The following is a 23,863-nucleotide window of genomic DNA, read 5'->3' as shown; positions in this document are numbered from 1 at the left end:
CTCGGCCATTGACCAATATTCCTCACTGCTGCCTCCCGTAGGAGTTTGGTCCGTGTCTCAGTACCAATGTGGGGGACCTTCCTCTCAGAACCCCTATCCATCGTCGGTTTGGTGGGCCGTTACCCCGCCAACTGCCTAATGGAACGCATGCCTATCTATCAGCGATGAATCTTTAGCAAATATCCCCATGCGGGGCCCCTGCTTCATGCGGTATTAGTCCGACTTTCGCCGGGTTATCCCCCTCTGATAGGCAAGTTGCATACGCGTTACTCACCCGTGCGCCGGTCGCCGGCGGGTATCGCTACCCCCGCTGCCCCTCGACTTGCATGTGTTAAGCCTGTCGCTAGCGTTCATCCTGAGCCAGGATCAAACTCTTCGTTGTTTAAATTGTTTTATCATATCCTCGCTCCGGAATCCGTTATTGTAGTCCAAAGTCATACTTCTATTGACGGTATCGATCCGGAAAATTTCTTCTCCTATACTTGTACTACTTGTTGAATTATGTAAATCTCTCAAAGAACTCTTTTGTCGCTTTCGTTTTGCGAACGTGGCTGCAAAGATAAAGACTTTTATTTTAAACTTCCAAATTATTCCGGAACTTTTTTTTCTAAAAGTTTGTTTCATCATTTTATACCGGCGTTCTCTCTCGAATGCGGGTGCAAAAGTAGTGCTATAAAACATAACCTCCAAACATTTTCAGCATTATTTTTCAAGTTTTTTTTCAAGACTTAACAAGTTATATAATGTACGTGTGATAAAGCCATACTACTCGATTCTCACCCTATTGGAGACATCCTGTTATAGAGACATAGCGTGCCGCACTTCTACATGGAGGTATATATGATTTATTGAGTGGCGATGTGATAATTTTCCATACAATAAGTGCGTGAATGATACAAAAATATAAATCACTGAACATTAACAGCTTAAAAACACGATTATGTTTTACCGGAAAGTCGTACATGTTCATGAGAAAAGTCGTACGTGTTTTCGAAAAAAGTCGTACGTGTTTTTCCGAAGTCACATAATAGAAAATAAGAGTAGATAAAAAATACACAATAAGCATAGCCCAATCTCAGGATCAACTTTTCTTTCAATCTTTTTCAGGAAACCGCCAAGACGTAATTATCTATGACAATCAAAAAACGATTTTAATTCTTATCACGAATCGAAACGAAGGTAATTTGCTAGAAAGAATTCAGACAATGAAATTATAAAGCAGAAAAACAAATTTATTCCTTACCTTTAGCACAAATAAAGCAAAAGACCATGATACACGTATTAATAAACACACTCGCAGAGAAAATGAACGAATTTCTTTCCAGCTATTATGAACGGGCAGAAATTATAGTGGAAGCCGGAAGTATTGATGCGACTCCAAATGAGGATCAATCGGATAAAATCATACTTTCTATCGTGAATATAGAGCGAGAGACAGCAATGGGAATCTCTGCCCCCTATAGGAACACAAAAAATAACACATTCCAACAAACATCTCCACCATGGTACTTGAATATATATATTATGGTTGCCGCTGTTTTTTCATCTAAAAGATACTTAGAATCTATACAAATATTATCGGATTCAATCTCCTTCTTACAACAAAATTCCATTCTTAAATTACCAGACCAAGGTACCATAACGCTCGAGCCCATAACAATTAGTATGCAAGAACTCAGCAATATATGGAGTATATTAGGAGGGCATTATTATCCATCAATCCTATGTAAAGCACGAATCATATCTTTTGACGGAACAGAAATCAAGGATATAAAACAACGAATATCAAGTCAAAAAATAAATTAGAAATAATGTTATCAAACATATAGCATTTAATATCATGCCATATTCTTTTTATCTACTTTTGGAATATTATAACGATAAAACAAACCAATGATGAAATTTGACTTTTTAATTAACATTATATTTAGCCATGAATATTATAATGAATGTATTCCTTCTGAAATCTTCGAGATAGAACCCAGGAGAACGAATAGAGTCGTATTAGGAGGACCTAAATATCCTTTTAGGCAAACGGGGCGAAATCAATATGCACTAATTGGAGATCGAGAAGAGCTTCTTGATCACCTTTCAATCTCCCCGGATGGTCTCAACCTTGAGTTTCAAGCACATTCAAAAGATCCGAATTTTTTACTGTATACACAATCCCTGCTACCGGAAGAGCTAAATGATTCAGATATACAATTAAGTGTTATCGATAACCGACTGAATCGGCTCAATGTGATCATTCATGTTACCAAAGAATTATTAGAAACGAAATGCCCAATACAGAAAGAAATCCATTATCACACAAAAGAAGCCTATTGGGATTTTATCTTGATACCTCGTAATCCAGAAAATGCGTCAATGGATATTTTTATGGAGGATAATGGACCGGAAAATATTAGCTTCAAGAATCCCGAGCAAATCCGTTTCATGGATAAGGACGTTTTTCGTATCAGCACAGAATATCCGATAAAGATTAAGGAAGAGTCTTATTACCAAAGAAGATCTAATATCACGATTTACGAGAAAAGAGAATATGCTAAAAGAATGCTATTAAGGCATGTTCCTGTTCCCTCTTTGGGACGTTTCCTTATAAAGGAATTACAATCTACCGAGAATTCTATTATACAAATTCTTTATATCTAAATCCTTTAAAAAATAACGTATGGCACAAATGAAAACCCCTGGCGTTTATATCATAGAGAAAAACGCTTTTCCTAATTCAGTCGTAGAAGTCGCTACCGCCATCCCTGCCTTTATCGGGCATACCCAATTCGCACGGGACGGTAACAAGGACTTGACCGGTATCCCTTTCCGTATATCTTCTATGGCTGAGTTCCATTCGTTCTTCGGTTTCGCTCCCACCTTGCGATTCGGAATTCGTCCGGAAGATTCCGAGAGTGAGGACACCACCAATGACATAAACGTATTATTCCCCGATGGAAGTTGCCAGCTTACTTTGCCAAAAACGTTCTATGCTTTATATTATAATATGTTGTTGTTCTACGCTAACGGTGGAGGACCGTGCTATATCGTCTCCATAGGAGATTATGAGCATGACTTTAAAAGCATAGACTTTACAAATGCGCTCTTAGCCTTAAAAAAAGAACAGGAGCCCACGTTGGTCGTCGTTCCGGAAGCCGTATATATGGAGGAAGGCGATTGTTACAAAGTTCAAACTGCCGCTTTGATGCACTGTGGTAACGACATGAAAAATCGCTTTGCCATATTAGATGTTTTCAACGGATACAAAGATGAAAACGGTGCGGTTATCAAAAGTTTCCGGGAAAATATAGGTAGCAATTTCCTTGCGTACTGTGCCTCCTATTATCCATGGATAAATACATCTATCGTCACCGAGAAAGATATCACTTTTTATAATATAGAAAAGGATAGTTTAGAGAAATTAGAGGAACTGATCTTGAACGAATTCTCAAAGAAGTCCGGTGTAACGAATGAGGCTGTCAATGAACTTATGGACAAGTTCAAGCTTTTGCTTACCATGAAAGAGGACGAAGCGGAACGTTTCCATACCTTATTATACCAAGTCAGTTCCGTATACCGCTCCATTTTGAGAGAGATTCGCTTGAGGATCAATTTACTTCCGCCTTCAGCTTCGCTGGCCGGTCTTTATACTATGGTAGATAACACCCGGGGAGTATGGAAAGCCCCCGCGAATATTTCCATCAATAACGTAGTCACGCCCGCACTCTCGATCACAAATGCCGAGCAAGAAGATCTGAACGTACCGATGAACGGAAAAGCCGTAAACGCAATCCGTAGCTTCCCCGGTGAAGGAATCAAGGTCTGGGGTGCCCGCACGATGGATGGTAACTCGTTAGACTGGCGTTATATTAACGTAAGGCGTACGATGATCTTCCTAGAGGAATCGATCAAGAACGCCGCCCGTGCCTATGTATTCGAACCGAATGTAGCAAATACATGGGTAAATATGCGTAGTATGATAGATGGATTCTTACGGGGCGTATGGAAACGAGGTGGATTAGCAGGAACTTCCCCCGAAGACGCATATAGCATTCATATCGGATTGGGAGACACGATGACTCCAGAGGATATTCTGGAAGGTATCCTCAGGATATCCGTATTCGTGGCTATTACCAGACCTGCGGAATTTATCGAGATCACATTCCAACAACAAATGCAAAAAAGCTGATAATTTAAGAATTAAAACCTATTAAAGAAATACGAATATGGCAGGAGAAGCACAAGATAATGTATGGCCGTTACCCAGTTTTTATTTTAAGGTAGAATTAGGTAGCCTCGGGGAAATCGCTTTTAAAGAGGTATCTGGTCTGGATATGGAAGCCCAAGTAATTGAGTACCGACATGGTAATAGCCCGGTTTTCTCAAATATCAAGATGCCGGGACTGAAGAAGACGAGCAATGTCAGTCTAAAGAAAGGGGTTTTCAAAGCGGATAACAAATTATTCGATTGGTTTAACAAGATAAAAATGAACACAATACAGCGAGAAGATGTAACAATCAGCTTACTGGATGAAGCAGGAAGCCCTACGATGGTTTGGAAATTATCGAACGCATGGCCGACTAAGGTTACCGGCGTCAGCTTAAAATCCGATGGAAACGAGGCTGCCATCGAAACCTTAGATTTAGCGCATGAAGGATTGACCATAGAAAACGCTTAATGCTAAGGTTTGATCATATTGTCCCTCCTCCGGTAGCGTTTTATTTCAACGTGACTTTCGAAGGATTGATCGAGACCTCTTTCCAAGAGGTCTCGGGACTACAACTTGAAATGGAGACAGAAACGATTAAAGAAGGGGGAGAAAACAGTTTCAGCTATCAGGTACCTACCCGACGAAAGCACGGTAACCTTGTGTTGAAACGTTCTTTAATGCCTTTGCCTCATGTGCTAGAGACATATGTGGTTAAAGTATTGGAAAATAATGGAAGTGCCCAGATCGTTCCCGTCAATTTAACTATATCATTGCTGGATGCCGGGCATTTTCCCCTAAATAATTGGTCTGTGCTCAATGCTTACCCTGTAAAATGGGACATTAGCGCATTGAATTCCCAAAAGAATGAGTTGGTGATTGAAACATTGGAGATGGCTTATACTAATTTGATCCGTATGTCGATAAGAGATACAGAAGATACGAAAAAAGAACAATTTAAGCAATGGCTATAACTATAAAAGAAATCCAAGTGTCCACAAAAGTGACACAACAGAAAAAGGAACCCGACCTCCCTCTCTCCCGTGATTTGATACAACAAATCAAAGAGGAGATAATTCGTGAGGCCAAGAAAGATTTGTCTAACCTTTTTTCTTGTAGAAAGGAGCGGTAAAACATGAACCAAAAGTTGATCATCGAGGCATATAAATCAATTGAATACAAAGGTGGCGAGAAATTGGGTAGTATCACCGTCCAAATCAATCCGGATAGCTATAAGTTAAGCAAATCTACCTCATATAAGAAAGACGAAAGCATAAAAGAGGATAAGCAACTACCGGAGTATAAACACACCAACCCCTCCACTCTCTCATTTGATATACACTTCGATGGTACCGGTATTATCCCGACGGGGAAAAAAACCGTGACAGAAAGGATCAAGGATTTGGAGAATATCATTTTTCTTCCTAGCGCGGAGATCGATCCACCCAGCCCTTGCTTCCTTAAAGTAATTTGGGGGAGTCTCATTTTCAAGGGGAGATTAACCAGCCTAAATTGGGATTACACCTTATTCTCGCCCAATGGCAATCCTTTACGAGCTAAAGGCTCCTTGTCACTAACAGAGGCGATTAGTAGTAGAGAGACACAAGCAAAAAAGAAAAATCAAAAAGCTGAGGGTAAATTCGTTACTTTTAAACAAGGAGACAGTCTAATCGGGTTATGCGCAAAAGAATATAAAAATTCTGGTTATGCTCCAATGATTGCCTCCATAAATAACCTAATCAGCTTTAGAGATATAAAACCCGGAACTCAATTATGGTTCCCTAAAATATAATGAATATGGATAATTCATTTATAATCAAACTATTCCTAAATGGTAAAGATGTAACGGAGCAATACTCCGTAATCAATGCAAAAATATACAGAGCATGTAATAAGATCGATAAAGCAACGATCTCCATCAGCGCTGATATTATCGACAACAGCCAATTTGAAATACCAGACAACAAAATATTCAATCCGGGTACGGAGCTTAAGTTTCAAGCGGGTCCAACAGATAAGGTCAACACCTTATTTGAGGGATGCGTTACAACCCATCAGTTAAAAATCAATAGCGAACAACAAACTCTATTTATTTTAGAATGTAGGGGTTTCGCATATCCTGCAACCTTTGGACGTAAAAATAATGTATATGAAAATAGTAAAGATGATACCGTTATCAAGAAGATTCTGGGACAATACGGGCTTTCCGCCAAAGTAGATAGCACCGGTATAGAAATTCCACAACTGGTACAATATTATTGTACAGATTGGGATTTTGTACTCACACGAGCACAAAATAACGGATTAGTCGTTATCACTGACGGTAAACAAGTCAAGGTATGTAAACCGAATGTATCCGCCTCCCCGGTCTTAACCATCACCTATGGAGATAATTTAATCGCTTTCGATGGTTCTATATCCGCTTCCGAGCAATACACAGATACAAAAGCTTGCGCTTGGGACGTGAGCCGTCAACAAATTATCAAAGCCACCGCCAGCAAACCTCCTCTCAATGTCCAAGGCGATATCGCCGCAAAGGATCTATCCGGTCTGGCAAATGAAGTGATGCTTTATCAAACTAACGCTCCCATCGGCGACGCTTCTTTACATGCTTGGGCCGATGCGCAAGCTTTATGGAGCGGTCTGGCACGTTTTCAAGGCTCCATCACAATTTACGGGAATGCGTCTATTATTCCGGGCTGTATTATCAAATTAGAAGGATTAAGCAAACATTATAGTGGAAACGCATTTGTTCAATCAGTAGAACATACACTACAAGGAGGCGAATGGAAGACACAAGTCTATATGGGTTTCAATCCGGTAGTCATTACCGAAGAGCCCGATGTAGTCGCTCCCGCAGCTAGTGGTTTTTTGCCCGGTATACGAGGATTACAAATAGGGATCGTTAAAAAGATCGGAGATAATAAAGATTTCGAGAATTTTATATTAGTCGATATACCCTTGTTACAATGTGAGAAGACGGAGATATGGGCTCGGCCGGTCAGTCCGTACGCAAGCAATGGGGTCGGCATGTTATTTCTACCGGAAGTCGATGATGAGGTAGTCCTGCAATTCATCAATGAGGCCCCCTGCCACCCTGTGATTGTCGGAAGTTTGTACAGTCGCAAACGAAAAACGCCGGTTTCTTTAGATCCAAAAAATAATTTAAAGACAATTGTTACAAAAAACCAGTTGAAAATTACTTTGGACGATGATAAAAAGATTATCACAATAGGGACTCCCGGAGAGAACACGCTCATATTGGATGATGACAAAAAGCAAATTCTGTTATCCGATGCTAATAAGAACAAGGTCTGTATGGATAAAAACGGAATTATGGTAGAATCCGGCAAAGATCTCATATTTAAGGCAAGAGGGAATGTCAAGACAGAAGGAATGGGTATCGAATCCAAGTCTAAGCAAGATACCAAGATAAATGGCTTGAATATCGAGGTTTCCGCACAAATGGGAGTTAAAGTAAAAGGGTCTGCCACCGCCGAAATATCCGCATCCGGCCAAACCGTTGTAAAAGGAGGCGTTGTAATGATTAATTAAATCGAATGAATTATGCAGAACAAAAATAGTTTTTTAGGTAAAGGATGGGCATTCCCCCCAGAATTCAGCCATAATGATAATCCCACCCGTATGTCTAATTATGAAGAAGACATCCGGCAAAGCTTGGTCATCCTTCTCTCCACTCGCACAGGGGAGCGAATACATCGTCCGGATTACGGTACGGAACTATATCGTTATCAGTTTGAACAATTAGATCTTACCATGGAGACCATGATTAAAAGCGCTATTGAGAAGGCTGTTCTCTTATACGAGCCTAGAGTCTCGCTTGATCGCATAGAAATTAATAAGGCTTCGATTCAAGATGGCATTCTGATTATCGAACTTTATTATACGATACGTATGAATAATGTCCAACAAGAATTGACCTATCCTATCTATTTTGATTCTAACCGATGAATAAACAATGGAATAAAGATGGATTGACAAGAAAAAAATTGGAGAATGATTTCCGGATACATGAGCCTTTTCAAGTACTCGAGAAAAATCTCTCCAATTTATTGGCTCGTGCCTTTTCGAAATCATCCTCTTTATATCATTACCAATCCTTAGCCATACTCAATGAGATCAAGCAAACAGATACAATCGGGATCGAACAGAGTTTCATTTTGTGGCAAAATGAGAACTCACCGGAAAGTAACAGAGAAATCACCTATCTAAGAAACGCTCTATACCATAAGTTCTCTGATTGGTATCAAAGATTGAATCATCGGATCTTTAGAGATTCCATGTCCGATTTATTTCTGGATATGGAGAAATATAACCAGAGACTTCAGCTAATAACCCTATCCAATCCTAAAACGGTTCGTAGAAGTCTCTACCTATTATTACGTATCCTCCGCAATTTACAAAACAAACGGGAGATTTACATCCAAGAAATCGCTAAAAGCGGAGAGACCGATCCCTCATTAGCTGTTTTAATCGCTTTCTTGAAAAACTATCAATATCTGGTAGATCAGTTCAATAAACGCTGGGAAGCTTATCCGTTATTTTATGTCAACCAAATATTGAAGGAATCTCCCCAAAAAGCGATTATTCCTTCCGCTTGGTTTATCGCCGTGAAAAATAATACCACACGGCAAGCCCAGTTACCCAAAGGTACAGGTATTATAACACAGGTACCATTTCCTGTGCAAGATATCCAATTTTGTTATCGTACGGATGAAGATTATTCGGTCAATAACATGAAAATAACGAGTATACATTCGTTACTATTGGAAAAAGATCCGAAAAAATATCCAGCGAGCCGATTAGGCTTCGTTACGTCCATCTGGCAAAAACAGTTGAATAACAGGATCGGAAACGTTCCTTCTAAGAAGCCCAATCTGGACTCAGAGCTAATCTTTGAGAACCAATCCTCTATACAAGCCGGACTGATAATCGAATCTCCCATGTTATTACTTCGGGAAGGACATCGGGATATACATATCACATTCGGATTAGAAGAAGACTCTATATCATATTTCAAAGAATTAATCGCTACTACGGAACAATCTTCCCACGAAACCGGGCGTGTATTAAACGACGCTTTCCTATTGGAGTTAAGCACAGAGAAAGGTTGGGACCCGATATACGCCTACACCTTGACATTCATCAACGAAAACTCCTTTTATCTGAAATTCGTCCTTAATGAGAAATTCGACCCTACAACACCTTGCTCTGAAGCTCATGGTTGCCAAACACGTAACCCAGCGCTCCGTATATTGATGAACACGGATGCTTGGTTATTCCCCTACTCTTGGGTACACCGTATTTTTATTACTAGCTTAAAGATAAAGGTACATGTATCCGGCATGTCATCCTTGAAAATCTATAATCCTCTGGGAGAAGTAGACGCAAGCGTACATTTCCCTTTATTCGGGTTAGAAGCTCAAAAAGGCTCATGGTTCGCATTCGGTAATTATGAGATAGCGATCAAGCCTATCCAATCCATGGGTATTACTTTGCAATGAGCGGATCTACCTTATTCGGAAGGAGGTTTCTATGATTTGTATCAAGCATATAAGACACCTATCGATAATACCACCTTCAAAGTTGAATGGGAAAAACTAACAGACCAGAAATGGGTAAAATTACCGGAAAGTACATCTTGTCTCTTCAATACGAAAAACAAGCATACTTCCCCTAAGGGAAAGCTCTCGGAGTACAGCGAGATCGTTTACGACAAACCGTTCAAAAACATTACGGTCTCCACGGAAGAAGAGCAATATCAATACACGAAAGCCCAGCAAGGCTTCTTCAGGATTAGACTCACAGATCCGAACGGCGGATTCGGGCAGACGGAGTACCGGATACTCTTTGCGGATATCATGATAAGAAACAGCCATACCCGTAAACAGACCCCGGTGCCCAAACCTCCTTACAACCCTATGATTGAAAGTATAGATATCGGTTATAGCGCCGAGGAAGAATACTTTTTCAATGGCGATACCCCAAGAGATAGATGCCGTATCTATCATATCCATCCATTGAGGCAAAAGGAATTACATGAAATCGATCTACGTCATCCGTTCCCAATGGTGGGAGTACCCACAGAAGATGGGATTATTCTATTCGGTATTGGTAACTCGATCGGTAACGACCAGATCCGTTTATTCTTCGAGATGGCTGCCTTGAAACGGGAAATCGAAAAAGAATATCTTCCTTGCGTACAATGGTCTTTCTTCAACGGCAAGCAATGGGAGTTTATCAAACCGGGTAATTTGCTTTCCGATACAACCGGGAATCTGTTGAATACAGGTTTGGTAGACATCCTGCTTCCCTCACCTATTAGCGAGGAAATGCTTGACATAAATGGAGATTTCTGGCTTTCGGCAAAAGTATCTTGCCACACGCAAAATTGTTCATCCATACGAAATGTCTATCTAAACCCAGTGAAAGCCCGGTTAGAAATCCCCGAAGAAATGGAAGCCCTGATCAGTGAGGAACTCGAAAGCTTCACGGGACTCGTTTCTTTCGAGAAAAGTATGCCGGGACTTACGGATATTTACCAGATCATACCCGCTAAAGGAGGACGTTTGCCGGAAACGCCAGAGGATATGCGGCTCCAGATCACCCAAGAGATGTCCCATCGGAACCGGGCTGTATTGCCTAGGGATTACGAGCAAATAACATTGGCTCAGTTCCCCGAAGTCGAAAAAGTACTTTGCTTGCCCGGAATAGACAGTAAAGCTCAAAACAGGAGCCCGATCGTAACATTGGTCGTGATGCAAAAGGAGAAAGATAAAAAGATCTTGCCTTTATGCGAACATAGGCTACTCATGCGAATCGAAGATTATATAGGTGACAAGACAAGTCCGTTCATTACCGTTGACGCTATTACTCCGGTCTACGAGGAAGTAACCGTTTGCTGTAACCTCCGGATAAAGCCCGGATATCCCGTAGGAGATATACTCCGCCAGACAGAGGCACGCATTAATAATTGTATCGCGCCTTAGCGAGATAAGGAAGAGATCCCGGTATTTGGGCTTTCGTTCTCATCGACAGATCTTTATACCTCCATACGAGAGTGTGAAGCCATCGTGGACATTGATATATTAAGCGTAGCGCATGTCGTATATACGGCAAAAGATCAACAAAAGAGCTATTATCTAAACCGCTACCCGGAAGAGGCAAGGCAAAATTTCAACGTTAGCCCTTCCCAACCTTGGTGCATATTAGTTCCTTCTGATAGGCATTTGCTATATATTGACCAAAAAGACGAACTACTGGAACAACTCGAACTCGGATATTTAGGAGTTGGAAGTAATTTTATTATTAACAAATAAAACAAACCGGATATGCCTCGTACAAACAGAAATACACTAAAAGGAATCCAATTCCGGTTTTCCGCTTGGTCGAATACATTCGCAAGGTTCTTTTCAGTCTCGCCGATATATTTGGAGACAATCATGGAAAGATCGATACGATATACATCCATCCCGTTCTTCTTGCCGATCAAGGTCGCGCAAAGCGTCTTACCCGTTCCCGGCGGGCCATAAAACAAAGTGCGGTAACCGGCCTTCAAAAAACGACTCAATCCCCAGTCCGAAAGGATGACCCGATGCCCCGTAATCCAATTATTTATCTCCTCCAACTCCTCACGCACATAATAAGATAATACGACATCTTCCCAATTCAAAGCCGTACTAATCCGTTTGGCCAGAAAACCCATATTATAGTCCGGCTTATATTCTCCCTCAAAAGATAAACGGTACAAGAAATCCTCCGATATACGCAGTTGTCCGCTCAAGAACGGTTCACCATTCCCGGCTCCTTCCAAGCCAACGACGTGATACATATGGAACCTATGCTCTTCACGAAATAGACGAACCACTTCCAGACGGCGTTCCACACGATCGCCCGCCAATAGGAAAACGGCCGTCTCACCCGTTGGCAAGAATCCTCCGTGCGATAGTCCTTTCCAACCGCCAAATTCCGTATAAGGACAGTCAAAATTCTTATTATGCACAAAAAAAATATCCAACATCTGCGGAGAAAGATGAGGCATTAAAGCCAACATCAACACCATCCACTCGTCGAAAGTAGGATCGACCTGTTCCGGCAACAACGCCTTCCAAAGCGGTCCTGCCTTCGGGAGTGGGATATCATAGACAGAAGATAAATCGCACTCCTGCCGGAAATACAAACGAATGGAGACATCCAATACCCGCTGGAACCAATCGATCCACTCGTTCATAAGACAGAAGCAGCTTTAGCACCCATCACATCCGCCTCGTGTTCCAAGGATAAATCATCGTTAACGGCCATTCCACCTACCTCGGTAGTAGGCTGCACACGTCCCTTGGCTTGCTGGATGACGTGTGTCAACTCATGTCCCAATAGCTGCTGTCCGGCAGACGTATCCGGTTTGAATTGTCCCGGGGCGAAATGGATATCCGTACCTTGCGTATATGCCAAAGCCCCAACCTCCGGCGCTTTCGATGAATCCGGGTGTACACGTACCGAGGAGAAATCCGTCCCGAAGGAAGACTCCATGCCTTGGATTACATGATCCGGAATCCCTGTCTGGTTCTTTGTTTGCCGTTGGGCCACAAATTTTCCTTGAAGAAGCTCATCCTCATCTTCCGTATCATAACGGCTTAAAATCTCATCCACGATCCCTTCTAAAGAGGTTCGGTTAAAGGTATCCCAACGACCATATAAATCATGAACGAAAGGTTCCCGATCCGCAACTAAATCTAGTTTTAAGGTACCTATTGTTATCATATGGTTTGCAGGGTATTTCAGTCTTTATTAGATGCATGCAATATCTATATTATTCTTCGATTAAACAAGTATTATCCAGATTCTTTTCCACAAAAACATATAAAAGTTGATTGTCCCAGAATAAAACTTATGCGTACCTATAGGTAAGCCTGATCGGTACCTATTCTATTCTTAAATTATCGCCACTGATTTTACAATCAGCGGCGGCATTTGTATATTCAGCGGCTGTGAATATAAATTCAGCGCCGCCAAATTAAGAAATAGAGCTTATTCGACAAAGAATATATAGGCTCTTGGAGAAGTATTTCCTAGGGAGAGAAACGTTTTTCCTCCAACAGAGAGAGATATCAAAGATATTTACGTAAATTTGCCATTCAGTTACAATTTATCAACCTAAATTCTTTATTTACATGGAATCTGTAATGAAAAAAACAGCCGCCACAAGCTTGTTAGCCTCTTGTGCGGTATCGCTGGCCTTGTTTTCCTCTTGTGCCAGTCAAGAACAAAACACACTTACTCCCGAGGAAATCGCTGACGGATGGGTTCTGCTTTTTGATGGAAAGACATTGGATGGTTGGAAAGATTACAACGGGACTACATTGACACAGCCTTGGCATGTAGTGGATGGTTGTATACAAGCCAAAGGAGATGGCAGCGACGCTAGTGGCTACATCGTAACCGATAAAGAGTATGAGAACTTCGAGCTTTCTTGGGACTGGAAATTGTCCAAGGGTGGCAATAGCGGTATGTTGTACCATGTGGTAGAGCGTCCCCAATTCGCTGTTCCTTACGTAACGGGGCCGGAGTATCAATTGATCGACGAGCCGAACTTCCCGGACCCATTGGAAGAGTGGCAGAAATTAGGTGTGGATTATGCGATGCATTTGCCGGATAAATCCAAGATGAAGGTGAATCCGCAAGGCGAATGGAACAACTCCAAGATCGTATTCGATAACGGACATGTGGAACATTGGTTGAACGGACAAAAGATCCTAGAGTTCGAGGCATGGACAGACGATTGGCACGCTAAGAAAAATAGCGGCAAATGGGCCAACGCGCCGGAATACGGATTGGCGAAAAAAGGTGTGCTTTGCTTGCAAGATCATGGTTATCCCGCATCTTTCCGTAACTTGAAGATCAAGGAACTTCCCCGTAAGGCCGGTAAGGAAGTGAACTTGTTCAACGGCGTGGATTTGACGGGATGGGAACCATACGGTACGGAGAAATGGTACGTAAAAGACGGTTTATTGGTTTGCGAAAGTGGTCCCGACAAGCAATACGGTTATCTCGCTACCCGTGATTATTATGATGATTTTGATCTGACCGTAGAGTTTAAGCAAGAGGCTGACGGAAACTCCGGCGTATTCATCCGCTCTTTCGTAGAGGAAGGCGTGAAAGTAAACGGCTGGCAGGTAGAAGTAGCTCCGAAGGGCCACGATACAGGTGGTATCTATGAGTCGTACGGACGTGGCTGGTTGGTTCAGATTCCGGATGAGAAAGAGAATATCTTGAAAGAAGGCGATTGGAACACGATGCGTATCAAAGTACAAGGCGACAACGTACAGACTTGGCTGAACGGACAGGAAATGGTAAACTTGAATGATGAGAAGATCGGAGCGGGTAAAGGCCGCATCGCCCTTCAGATTCACGACGGTGGAGGCATCAAGGTTCTTTGGCGAAATTTAAAACTTACGACATTATAATAGAACGAAGCTAGATTATAAACCAAATAAGGTGTTTCAAAAGAAGTCTTTTTGAAGCACCTTATTTTTATCATTGATAACACCCTCTTTTATCACTGGATTTTATGAATAAACTTATCTTTACAGCTATCCTTTCGGGATTTGCCGGTCTCTACGCCATGGGCCAGAACGAGATCCGGCTTATGGACATGGACCTAAATAAATCCTACCAAACTTACGGTGGCGCCGTCAAAGGGAAATCAGTTACCAACGAGCCCGCCTCTATACAAGGAAAAACGTATGATGACGTGATCGGGGTACAAGCTAAAAGTCATATCAAGATCGATTTACACAAGAATGCGTCACGCTTTCAAGCGCAGGTCGGGATCGCCGATTCACATATCGATTATACGGATAAAAGCCTCACGGTTATCCCTTTTGTTGACGGAACGAAAATGTATTTCGATACCCGAAAAAACGCCAAGACATTTGTTGGTCTAGAAGGTAAAGACGGAAAAGTACATCCGGGCTCGGCCTTATTTATCTTGAAAGGAGATGACAAGGAGCTTTATAACAGCGGTATCGTCAAACTTGGCGATGCCCCGAAAACAATCGATATCCCCCTGAATGGCATAAAGATATTGGATCTTATCGTAGAGCCTACCGACGATGGACCTAGCGGAGATCATGCCTTATGGATCACGCCCCAAATAGAGTATATGGAGATCATCCCCTCGATCGTCTCCACGAGCTATCAAGGGAAAGGGCCGGAAGTATCATCCGGTACGGAGAAGAAATTACTTGATAAAATCAAGCAATTACCCCAACAAGGGCTTCCTTTGGAAAACACCTCTTTCGACTGGCTTTTACAACCCTCACGATCAAAAGCCGGCATATATGCGACTCCAGATGGCAAAAGCATCTTATTGTCAAACGGAATGGTAGCACGTATGTTCCGTGTCTTACCCAATCTTTCCACTCTCGATATCTTAAACCGGATGACCGGAGAAAGTATGCTTCGTGCCGTAAGTAGCGAAGGTAGTTTGACGATTGACGGGAAACGTTGGGAACTTGGCGGGCTGGCCGGCCAGCCCGAGCGCGGATACTTCCAAATGGAATGGGTCGACCAGATGACTACTCGCCCCGGTTCTTTTCTCATTGAGGATTTCCGCATAGAAGAGCTACAGGAAGATATCAAATGGGCCAGAAGCCGCTGGGCACTGAATAAGAACGTACCCACAGGGAAAAGACTGACTTTCGTATTGAAAGGAGAGAAAGAAACAGAAGGTGTCACCGTAGAACTCCATTACGACTTATACGATCACATCCCAGTTATCCGGAAAAGTATGGAGGTTACCAACAATACCCCGCAGTCCATAGATATCGATGCCTTCCAATTGGAATATCTGGCATTCGCCGAACCGGAGTCGCCCGGCGGTGGAGATCCCTCTAAATTCAGGCTTCCGAACATACATGTAGAAAGCGACTATGCTTGTGGCGGAGAGTTTACCGAGCGGGAAACCGATATCACAGAGAAATGGGTGGCCGATCCGGAATATACCTCCCAACGCAATTATCCTTTGCTCACGCCTTGTATATTAGACGTATCGCCCAAACTAGGTCCCGATTATACCCTAGCGGCGGGCCAGAAATTCAAATCCTTTAGCGTATACGAGATGCCGTTCGACAGCGATGATCGGGAACGGAAGGGTTTGTTTAAACGACGCTTACATTATACGGTAGCTCCATGGGCTACGGAGAATCCGATCTTCATGCACCTTACCTCTTCCGATCCGGATGTTATTCGTACCGCTATCAATCAATGCGCTACCGTTGGATACGAGATGGTTATCATCAGCTTTGGATCCGGATTGAACGCCGAGGATATCTCAGAAGAAAATATCGTCAAATATAAATCTTTGGTGGATTACGCCCGCAACAAAGGTGTAGAGTTAGGGTGTTACTCCCTCTTATCAAGCCGTTGGATCAGCGACGAGGTAGATGTTATCAATCCCAAGACAGGAAAACGAGGGGGGATGCGTTTCGGTAGCGCTCCCTGCCTTTGCAGCGATTGGGGATATGAGTATTTCCATCATATACGAACCTTCTTCGAGCGTACGGGCATGCGTTGCTTCGAGCACGACGGCTCCTATCCCGGCGACGTATGCGCCTCCACCCACCATACCTATCATAAAGGGCTGGAAGATTCCCAATGGAATCAGTTCCATAAGATAACCGATCTCTATCGTTGGATGTGCGAGAATGGCATTTATATCAATGTTCCCGATTTCTATTTCTTGAACGGGTCTACCAAGACAGGCATTGGTTACCGTGAAGCCAACTGGTCGCTTCCCCGGGACCGGCAGATCATCCATGCCCGCCAATTGAATTATGATGGTACATGGGATCGGATGGCTTCGGCATGCTGGAGCTTCGTTCCTCTCGTGGAGTATCAAGGAGGAGGAGAGGCCGCCACCTTGGAGCCCCTCCACGAACACTTGTTCGAATACAAAACACATATGATGCAAAATTACGGAGCTGGTGTCCAAGCTTGCTATCGAGGGCCACGCCTATATGATACCCCGGAAACCCAAGCGGCCGTAACCGAGGTTATTCAATGGTATAAGAAATACCGCGATATACTCAACAGCGATATGATCCACTTACGCCGGCCGGACGCACGAGACTGGGACGGGTTCATACACGTCAATCCTCACAAGAAGGAGAAAGGTCTAGCCATGTTCTTCAATCCGACCCATCAAGAGATCACCCGTACGATCCATATTCCACTCTATTATACCGGCCTGACACAAACAGCCCGCATCCGGGAAAAAGAGCAAAAGCCTGTCACCTACAAACTGAACCGGGACTATACGGTGGAGCTTACGGTTAAAATCCCTGCCAACGGATATACTTGGTATGTGGTTGAAGCAGCCGATTAGAACTAAAATGGCCGGGATAATCGCTACCCCGGCCATTTTATCTATCTATAGACTTCTTTATCTACGTCCGTTACCTAGATGTTTTCTGCCATGTTTATTCCCTTTAGGCTGCTGTTTTTCCAGATATTGTTTGTATTGTTCCTCCGTCAATATTTTTTTCATCTGGGCGTTCTTATCCTCACGCATGGCCAACATCTTTTCCCGTTGCTTCTCACGCTCAGCCTTCATCGCCTCACGTTCTTTTTGAGCCTTTTCCATATACTCTTTTTGAAGTTTACGGAACTCCACCGCTTGTTTCTCATCCAGCTTCAAGTCGGCGATCATCTTCTCGCAACGTGCGGACGGATCCATCTTACGCTTGTCCATACGCCTGTTCTCACGAGCGAACACAGAAGTTGAACTCAACAATACAACCAAACACAATCCTATTACCTTTTTCATAAACTACTACTTATTACTTTTATTATAAATTACCTGTTTATGAAGCGCTTCGAAAGAATAGACATCGATAAAAAGGAAAGGTTTAATCGGAAATAACATTTAACATCTTACCACAGGCCATTTACCATCTCGGAATCTCCAAATCATCCTTACTGGGCAATGCCGGGAATTTAGCGTGTGGTTCCACCTGATACCAGAAAGTAGTCGATGAGATATCCGACTTTTGATTATTATACCTACCGTCGTGCCGCCAACCCAAATCTTGAATCGTAACCTTCAGATCCTTTTCAAAACGAACCGGGTCCAAGATATGCCAGCGATACAAGCCGAACGCCGTAACAGCCCGATATAGGCCATCCGGACGGATCACTTGGTGCATTCCCGCATAAGGAGTGGTGAATTCTTGGTATTGATGTGTTTTCTGATTCTCGAAGTTATACGAACCGCAGAAATAATCCTCCGTACCTGTTCCACAGATTGTCGGGTATTCCTTGTCGCCATCCATATAGAACTTGATCTCTCCTTCACCCCACCAACAGTTATCATTGACACGCCAAGCTAAATAAGTTCCGACATATTGTCCCTTTCCCTTGATTCCATCCACCAACGTATGGATAGAGCCTTGTGTCGGGTTGGAACGGCGGAACTGCGCATGGAAATATCCCTCATCCTCCGGCACTTCCGTCAAGGTATAATTAATCTGGTAATACAAACGCATCTCTTCCGCATTATTAATATTCTCCAACGTTATACGTGCTTTCTTACGGAACGGCATCTTCCAGTAGCAATTGAAAGCGCTCCCGGGATTTACACAGACCGCCAACGAGGAAAGTTGGGCATACTCATTAAAAGCACTGGCGAAGAAATCCCCGACCGGACATTCAACCGAAGGCTCTTTCTCGTCGTCCCAATACATACGGAGTATCGAGAATCGCCAGTTGCCAGTGGGAGTCATCCATATCTGCTGGATAGCCCCCGGGCCATCAATCTCCGCGATGGTAACTGTCTCCCCCGGTTTCACGATAATAAAAGGATTTACTTTCCAGCCTTTCCCCAAATCTTTCGCTGGGCCGGCCGCATTCGCCTTATTCCGGACATCCTTATCTCTCACGGGATCAGCCATCGCTCCTTTCCCTTTCTCCCCCGTAAAATTCTCCGGACTGATCGAACGACTCTGCGCATTCGACAAACGAGAAAGGTTTCCCATATTCATATCCAACCCGTTAAAAGGATACTGCTGGGCATTCGCCCAAAAACTTAACAGCAAAAAGGCTAACAGCAAAACATTGATCTTCTTCATAATGACTTTTATTATTTAAAATTTATACATCGTCTACCTATCATCCGCCTCCAAAATTAAGATCCAATCATTTCCCCTCTCTCCCGCTTCTCCGGGCGCATTGAATGTACGAATTCCCTTATTCTCGACCGGTCCGATCAAGGTTCTCGCCCCATTCCTCGGATTGAACCAATAAGCTTTACCTAAAGATCGCAATTTACTCATTTGTATTCTTACATCCTGCCCTTGACTCAAATAAACTAAAATAAAAGTCTTATCTTTTGCTAAAACGGGAGTGATATAGCTTGCGTCATTGTAATTAATTCCGAACAGGACGGATAGATCCGGACGGAAACGATCTAACGGATACATCGTAAACAAAGACTTTACATAGCGCATACATTCGGCTCCCGGCCTATCCAACGCACCATCCCAAAACGTAAGGCATGGTACATGATATTTACCACCCGGCTTATACATTTGCCAAATAGCGTTATTCCCATATGTATATCCGGCAGCTCCAGAGAAATAAGTCCAATAAGCCTGCATACGAATATCATAGTCATCGTAAATTCCATCCGTAAAATAAGTCGTATCCTTAATCAATCCGTTATCACCTATTATGTCCTCCTTTTTCTTCCCGAACTTAGCATAATCAAAATATTCCCAGAAACGAACCGGTATGTCCTCGTATGAAGGTTCCGCGTTTACAAACGGTTTAATCGGGTTCAATTGAGCATACATACCCGAAAAACGATATACCGGATCCATCCGGCGGTAATGCCCGCTTTGGAGAATATTGAATGATAGCCAAGACTCATTGTGGAACCAATAATGCGAGGAAATCTCTCCCGTCGGATGATAGGACATTAGTTGTGTTCCTCCATTTCCCTCCTGAATTCCTTTCGCTATAGATTGCCAGATCTCGAACTCCTTATCCGTAACTACATTTCTATCGCCACCAAGAATCCATATTACAGCTTCGTTTTTATACCGGGTTCCCAGTATTTTCCCGTACGTATACGCATTATCTGGGTTAAACAAAGCCGGATTTCCGTCTTTCTCTACCACATTACTCGCCCAAGTAGGTAAAAGCCCAATATACAGTCCTCGTTTTCCAGCCTCTCGAATCACGAAATCCACTAACTCAAAGTATCCTTCCGTGATTTGGGTAGGGTTCTTATCAACCAAGGGCAAATATCCGTACACATTCGGTTTATCCAAACCATCCAGTTCAGATAAGATAACAGCCTGTATTACCGTAAAGCCCTTTTCTTGCCGGTTATCCAGATAGTGAACGATCTCCTCCTTATCCAATACATGAAATAACTCCCAAGCCGTATCCCCCAGCCATAAAAAGGCACCGCCCTCTTTCTTATAAATAATAGGATCGTTCGGACGGACGATCAAATCTTGAGCCAAACAACCCAATACACAAAAAGCTAGACAAAACAAAAGGTATTTTCGCATACTAATTCTTTTTAAGATTAAAAACTTACATTATAAATCTCCACGGACCCCACATTATCGAAGCATGAGGCTGGGCTAACTTTCCCACTCTCACAAACTAATCGAACATTCCGTAAAATCACTCGATCTAAATTATGAAGGTAAAGCCCCCAGCAAGGGAGCGCACGATAATCGGTCAATGGCTTCGAGGGAGTACGTCCTACTATTTCTTGACCTTTGTTTCCAACATACGATAAGGAAACATCCGAAAGCCGGACATCTTTCAAACTACTATCTCCCCAACTCTCTACCGAGGCGGCCGCTTTCATTAAACGTGTACCTCTTATATGCTCCAGACAGATCCGCTCTCCCCGGTTCCCCTCATTCAATGTGACTAGAAACGGATTATCCAATTGATCAAAAGAACAGCTAGATATCAATATATCCTTTATTTCCCCAAACGCAGGGAACCATGCGCCCGGTTGGAGCAATATACCAGAAAGCATATTCCTACGTTTTTGCTCACCGGAAGTCCGATGTGGATATTTTCCCGGACCTCTAAATTCACAATCAACGATCTTTAAACCAGTAGCCGGCATTATCAACCTTATCCCATTGCACGATGAGTTCATATAACAATTCTCTATTACCACATTCTTCCATAGCCCACCCGCAACAGCATCATCACCCGTATTAAAACGGCAATTTCGGATACGGATATCTTTTCCGCCACGAATATGAATCCCATCCCATCCTTCCTCCACTAAAAGATTATCGAAAGAAGCCCTTTCAATATCATAACTCATAAAAGCATAGTTCGATGCTCTTCGTAGTTTAACTCCCGATATCTTAATCCCTTTCGATCTCGACAAAAAGAGAATATGAGGGCCTCTCATCCCTTCTTCACCTTTTTTATCTTGAATATGGGCACCATCGATTACCCCCTCTCCTGTAATTGACACATCTTCAACTTGATCTCCTAAAAGCAATGCCTTGTTCCAATTCCGGGGTTTTACTTTATAATAAGTCTCATCTTGATTAAGATCGGATATAGAACGGTACTTTTCCAGATTATTTATGCCTTTCACTACGGCATTACTTTCTAAAAATAAGTTTACTTTACTTCTCAGCAGAATACTTCCTGTCAAAAACGTTCCCTCCGGAATGATAACCGTTCCTCCCCCTCTCAAGGTACAAGCTTCTATTGTCCTGTTGATGAACTGGGTATTGTCTGTTATTCCATCTCCTTTAGCTCCAAAATCCACGATATTATAGGTGCTATCATCATTTGAGGCCCAACCTATCCGCATAAAGAGCATAAACAATACAAAGAGACTCCCCCGAAAGACTCTTACTTTCGACACATCTATCATCTTCATTATTCAATAAGATTTAATATGATCATAAAGGAATAAAAAAAGAATAGGATTAGCGATCCCAAGAGAACCATCCTATTCCTTTTCTTTGATGAACTTTTCAACAAGTTATATCTACTCGTTCTCGTAACCTATGCTTTGTGTCATATTCGGATTATTCTCCATTTCAACCTTGGGTATCGGGAAATACAAATCTTTCGCATCATAATGCGGATTACCAACACGTGTCTTTCCATACCAACGGCTAATCTCCTCATCCAAGACCTTCCAGCGGCAAACATCTTGCCAATGTTGTACGCCCTCACCGCAGAACTCCATGAAACGTTCCTCCCGAATCGCATCTCTCAAAGCTTCTCCACTAGCCGTTATATCATGGGAACTATCTCCATTATAAGCTCTTCTTCTTACCAGATTCATATAGTTCCGGGCATTTACCTCATCTCCCGTAGCCTGACAAGCTTCCGCATACATCAAATATACATCCGCCAAACGCATCAAATACATATTAATACCAACCCCTAAATTCAACTCATTCACCGTACTTTTCAACGGATTGTATTTTCGCATGCTCCAACCTTGAATGTCAGCCTCCGTATCCTTATATTTCAGAACCTGCGTCTGCTGTCCATTCATAATAACAGGAGTTCCCGGACGCAAAGCGGCGATATCCAAACGAGGATCTCCATTAAAACGTTTAATATTCGCATCATGAAAGAAAATATTACCCCAACCGGCCGCCTCAACATCTCCACTTGCGTTCTGGAAACATAAGGCAGCGATCAATCCATATTGAGAACCTTCTCCATACCAAAAATATCCGGAAGTATCCCCATTACGGAAATTAATCTCTAAGATCGATTCTCTATTAAATTTCTCCTGATCCTCATTAAACATCTTCGCATATTCATTGAAAGGGAGCAATTCTTTTCCGGAAGAATCAATAACCTCTTTCAACGCTTTCTTTGCCGCATCATAATTACCCATATACAAATTCGCTTGCCCGATGTAACTAGTAACGGCAACAGAGGTTGGACGTGGATAGTCCGCCCTCTCTTCCCATACAGCAGGTAGCAAAAGTTTGGCTGCCTCATAATCTTTCAAGATCTGATCGTAAACCTCGGCCACCGTGCTACGTTCTATATTTAGCATATCCGGAGTCGATGCTACCTGTAAACGAACAGGTACACCTTTTCTATCGCCCTCCCCGTTGCAAGGATATCCCTCTCCAAAAAACGCTACTAGCTGTTGGTGTGCCCAACCTCTCCAAAACAAAGCTTCTCCCTTCATCTGCGAAAGCCTTACTAAATCCGCATCTGTAAACTTCTCCTTGTCGATTCTTTCCAATTGCTCCAATACGGTATTCGCACAAGAAATCATTTTATAATAACCAATCCATAACGTCCCAATGTAAGCATTATCAGAAGTCACTTGATTGGTCGCCAACTGGTTCCAGTTGGCGTCACCAGTCCAAGCCATATCTACCGTATGATCCACACAGAATGTCCCTTTCGCCATAACCCTCTTTCCATACAAAGGCACAGCGACCATATTCGCATAAACTGATGTTACGATAGTCTCCATATCCGCCATAGATTTAGGGTAGACACTTGGAGATAACGCACTGGGATTTGATAAATCCAGAAAACTATCCGAACAACTATTAAAAGTTAACGCAGCAGCTAATAATATAACTAATTTCTTCATCTTCCTATTA

Annotated in this window: 19 protein-coding genes and 1 rRNA gene; 12 read left to right on the top strand and 8 right to left on the bottom strand. The window is 42.7% G+C overall.

Going from position 1 to position 23,863, the window contains the following annotated elements:
• Window positions 1-382, bottom strand: a 16S ribosomal RNA gene (locus tag HMPREF0999_RS17530); the annotation flags it as partial.
• Window positions 383-1,269: 887 nt separating this feature from the next.
• Here HMPREF0999_RS17530 and HMPREF0999_RS17525 point away from each other — a divergent pair.
• The 10 genes from HMPREF0999_RS17525 to HMPREF0999_RS17480 all read left to right on the top strand — a co-directional run bounded on the left by HMPREF0999_RS17525 (window position 1,270) and on the right by HMPREF0999_RS17480 (window position 11,209).
• Entirely contained in the window at window positions 1,270-1,806 is a 537-nt protein-coding gene (locus tag HMPREF0999_RS17525) for a DUF4255 domain-containing protein (protein ID WP_008773805.1), read from the top strand.
• Between the two features lie 90 nt (window positions 1,807-1,896).
• Window positions 1,897-2,652 (top strand): hypothetical protein, encoded by a 756-nt coding sequence (locus HMPREF0999_RS17520; RefSeq protein ID WP_009276515.1) that lies wholly within the window; start codon window positions 1,897-1,899, stop codon window positions 2,650-2,652.
• Window positions 2,653-2,671: 19 nt separating this feature from the next.
• Window positions 2,672-4,180 carry a phage tail sheath family protein gene (locus HMPREF0999_RS17515; protein ID WP_009276514.1) on the top strand — a complete coding sequence of 503 codons (1,509 nt, stop codon included), beginning with the start codon at window positions 2,672-2,674 and terminating at the stop codon, window positions 4,178-4,180.
• Window positions 4,181-4,217: 37 nt separating this feature from the next.
• Window positions 4,218-4,670 (top strand): phage tail protein, encoded by a 453-nt coding sequence (locus HMPREF0999_RS17510; RefSeq protein ID WP_005861441.1) that lies wholly within the window; start codon window positions 4,218-4,220, stop codon window positions 4,668-4,670.
• Window positions 4,670-5,173 (top strand): phage tail protein, encoded by a 504-nt coding sequence (locus HMPREF0999_RS17505; protein WP_005861439.1) that lies wholly within the window; start codon window positions 4,670-4,672, stop codon window positions 5,171-5,173. Before HMPREF0999_RS17510 ends, HMPREF0999_RS17505 begins: the two co-directional genes overlap by 1 nt.
• A 161-nt stretch (window positions 5,174-5,334) precedes the next feature.
• A complete protein-coding gene (locus HMPREF0999_RS17500; protein ID WP_009276512.1) occupies window positions 5,335-5,991 on the top strand; it encodes a hypothetical protein in 657 nt (218 codons plus the stop codon).
• Window positions 5,991-7,754, top strand: coding sequence for a type VI secretion system tip protein VgrG (vgrG, locus tag HMPREF0999_RS17495; RefSeq protein ID WP_010185153.1), 1,764 nt, complete (start codon window positions 5,991-5,993; stop codon window positions 7,752-7,754). The genes HMPREF0999_RS17500 and vgrG overlap by 1 nt, the downstream gene beginning before the upstream one ends.
• Window positions 7,755-7,766: 12 nt before the next feature.
• A complete protein-coding gene (locus tag HMPREF0999_RS17490) occupies window positions 7,767-8,171 on the top strand; it encodes a GPW/gp25 family protein (protein WP_009276510.1) in 405 nt (134 codons plus the stop codon).
• Window positions 8,168-9,724 carry a hypothetical protein gene (locus HMPREF0999_RS17485; protein WP_009276509.1) on the top strand — a complete coding sequence of 519 codons (1,557 nt, stop codon included), beginning with the start codon at window positions 8,168-8,170 and terminating at the stop codon, window positions 9,722-9,724. Before HMPREF0999_RS17490 ends, HMPREF0999_RS17485 begins: the two co-directional genes overlap by 4 nt.
• A gap of 36 nt (window positions 9,725-9,760) precedes the next feature.
• Complete coding sequence (locus HMPREF0999_RS17480; RefSeq protein WP_009276508.1) at window positions 9,761-11,209, top strand: hypothetical protein; 1,449 nt, start codon at window positions 9,761-9,763, stop codon at window positions 11,207-11,209.
• Between the two features lie 161 nt (window positions 11,210-11,370).
• Here the strand turns inward: HMPREF0999_RS17480 and HMPREF0999_RS17475 are convergent, their stop codons facing one another.
• Both HMPREF0999_RS17475 and HMPREF0999_RS17470 read right to left on the bottom strand, forming a co-directional pair.
• Window positions 11,371-12,450, bottom strand: coding sequence for an ATP-binding protein (locus HMPREF0999_RS17475; protein WP_009276507.1), 1,080 nt, complete (start codon window positions 12,448-12,450; stop codon window positions 11,371-11,373).
• Entirely contained in the window at window positions 12,447-12,980 is a 534-nt protein-coding gene (locus HMPREF0999_RS17470; RefSeq protein ID WP_009276506.1) for a DUF4157 domain-containing protein, read from the bottom strand. The genes HMPREF0999_RS17475 and HMPREF0999_RS17470 overlap by 4 nt, the downstream gene beginning before the upstream one ends.
• 410 nt (window positions 12,981-13,390) lie before the next feature.
• Here HMPREF0999_RS17470 and HMPREF0999_RS17465 point away from each other — a divergent pair, with 410 nt between their 5' ends.
• Window positions 13,391-14,683: a DUF1080 domain-containing protein gene (locus tag HMPREF0999_RS17465; protein ID WP_008773813.1), complete on the top strand. Its 1,293-nt coding sequence runs from the start codon at window positions 13,391-13,393 to the stop codon at window positions 14,681-14,683.
• A gap of 104 nt (window positions 14,684-14,787) precedes the next feature.
• Entirely contained in the window at window positions 14,788-17,604 is a 2,817-nt protein-coding gene (locus HMPREF0999_RS17460; RefSeq protein WP_009276505.1) for an NPCBM/NEW2 domain-containing protein, read from the top strand.
• 57 nt (window positions 17,605-17,661) lie between these two features.
• On the opposite strand, the gene HMPREF0999_RS17455 is transcribed toward HMPREF0999_RS17460, so the two are convergent.
• The 5 genes from HMPREF0999_RS17455 to HMPREF0999_RS17435 form a co-directional block, all read right to left on the bottom strand.
• Window positions 17,662-18,045 (bottom strand): hypothetical protein, encoded by a 384-nt coding sequence (locus HMPREF0999_RS17455; protein WP_005861419.1) that lies wholly within the window; start codon window positions 18,043-18,045, stop codon window positions 17,662-17,664.
• Window positions 18,046-18,166: 121 nt separating this feature from the next.
• Window positions 18,167-19,345 (bottom strand): glycoside hydrolase family 172 protein, encoded by a 1,179-nt coding sequence (locus tag HMPREF0999_RS17450; RefSeq protein ID WP_009276504.1) that lies wholly within the window; start codon window positions 19,343-19,345, stop codon window positions 18,167-18,169.
• A gap of 33 nt (window positions 19,346-19,378) precedes the next feature.
• The gene (locus HMPREF0999_RS17445; RefSeq protein ID WP_009276503.1) at window positions 19,379-20,794 is read right to left on the bottom strand and encodes a glycoside hydrolase family 140 protein; all 1,416 of its coding nucleotides are present in this window, start codon (window positions 20,792-20,794) and stop codon (window positions 19,379-19,381) included.
• A gap of 17 nt (window positions 20,795-20,811) precedes the next feature.
• Entirely contained in the window at window positions 20,812-22,152 is a 1,341-nt protein-coding gene (locus tag HMPREF0999_RS17440) for a glycoside hydrolase family 28 protein (protein WP_009276502.1), read from the bottom strand.
• Window positions 22,153-22,263: 111 nt separating this feature from the next.
• On the bottom strand, window positions 22,264-23,853 hold the full coding sequence (locus tag HMPREF0999_RS17435; protein ID WP_005867004.1) for a RagB/SusD family nutrient uptake outer membrane protein: 1,590 nt from the start codon (window positions 23,851-23,853) through the stop codon (window positions 22,264-22,266).
• Window positions 23,854-23,863: the final 10 nt, after the last annotated feature.

This window comes from Parabacteroides sp. D25, from assembly GCF_000307475.1.
GTDB lineage: Bacteria > Bacteroidota > Bacteroidia > Bacteroidales > Tannerellaceae > Parabacteroides > Parabacteroides distasonis.
The sequence above is the reverse complement of the archived record's forward strand: the minus strand, read 5'-3'. Positions and strand labels throughout refer to the sequence as shown.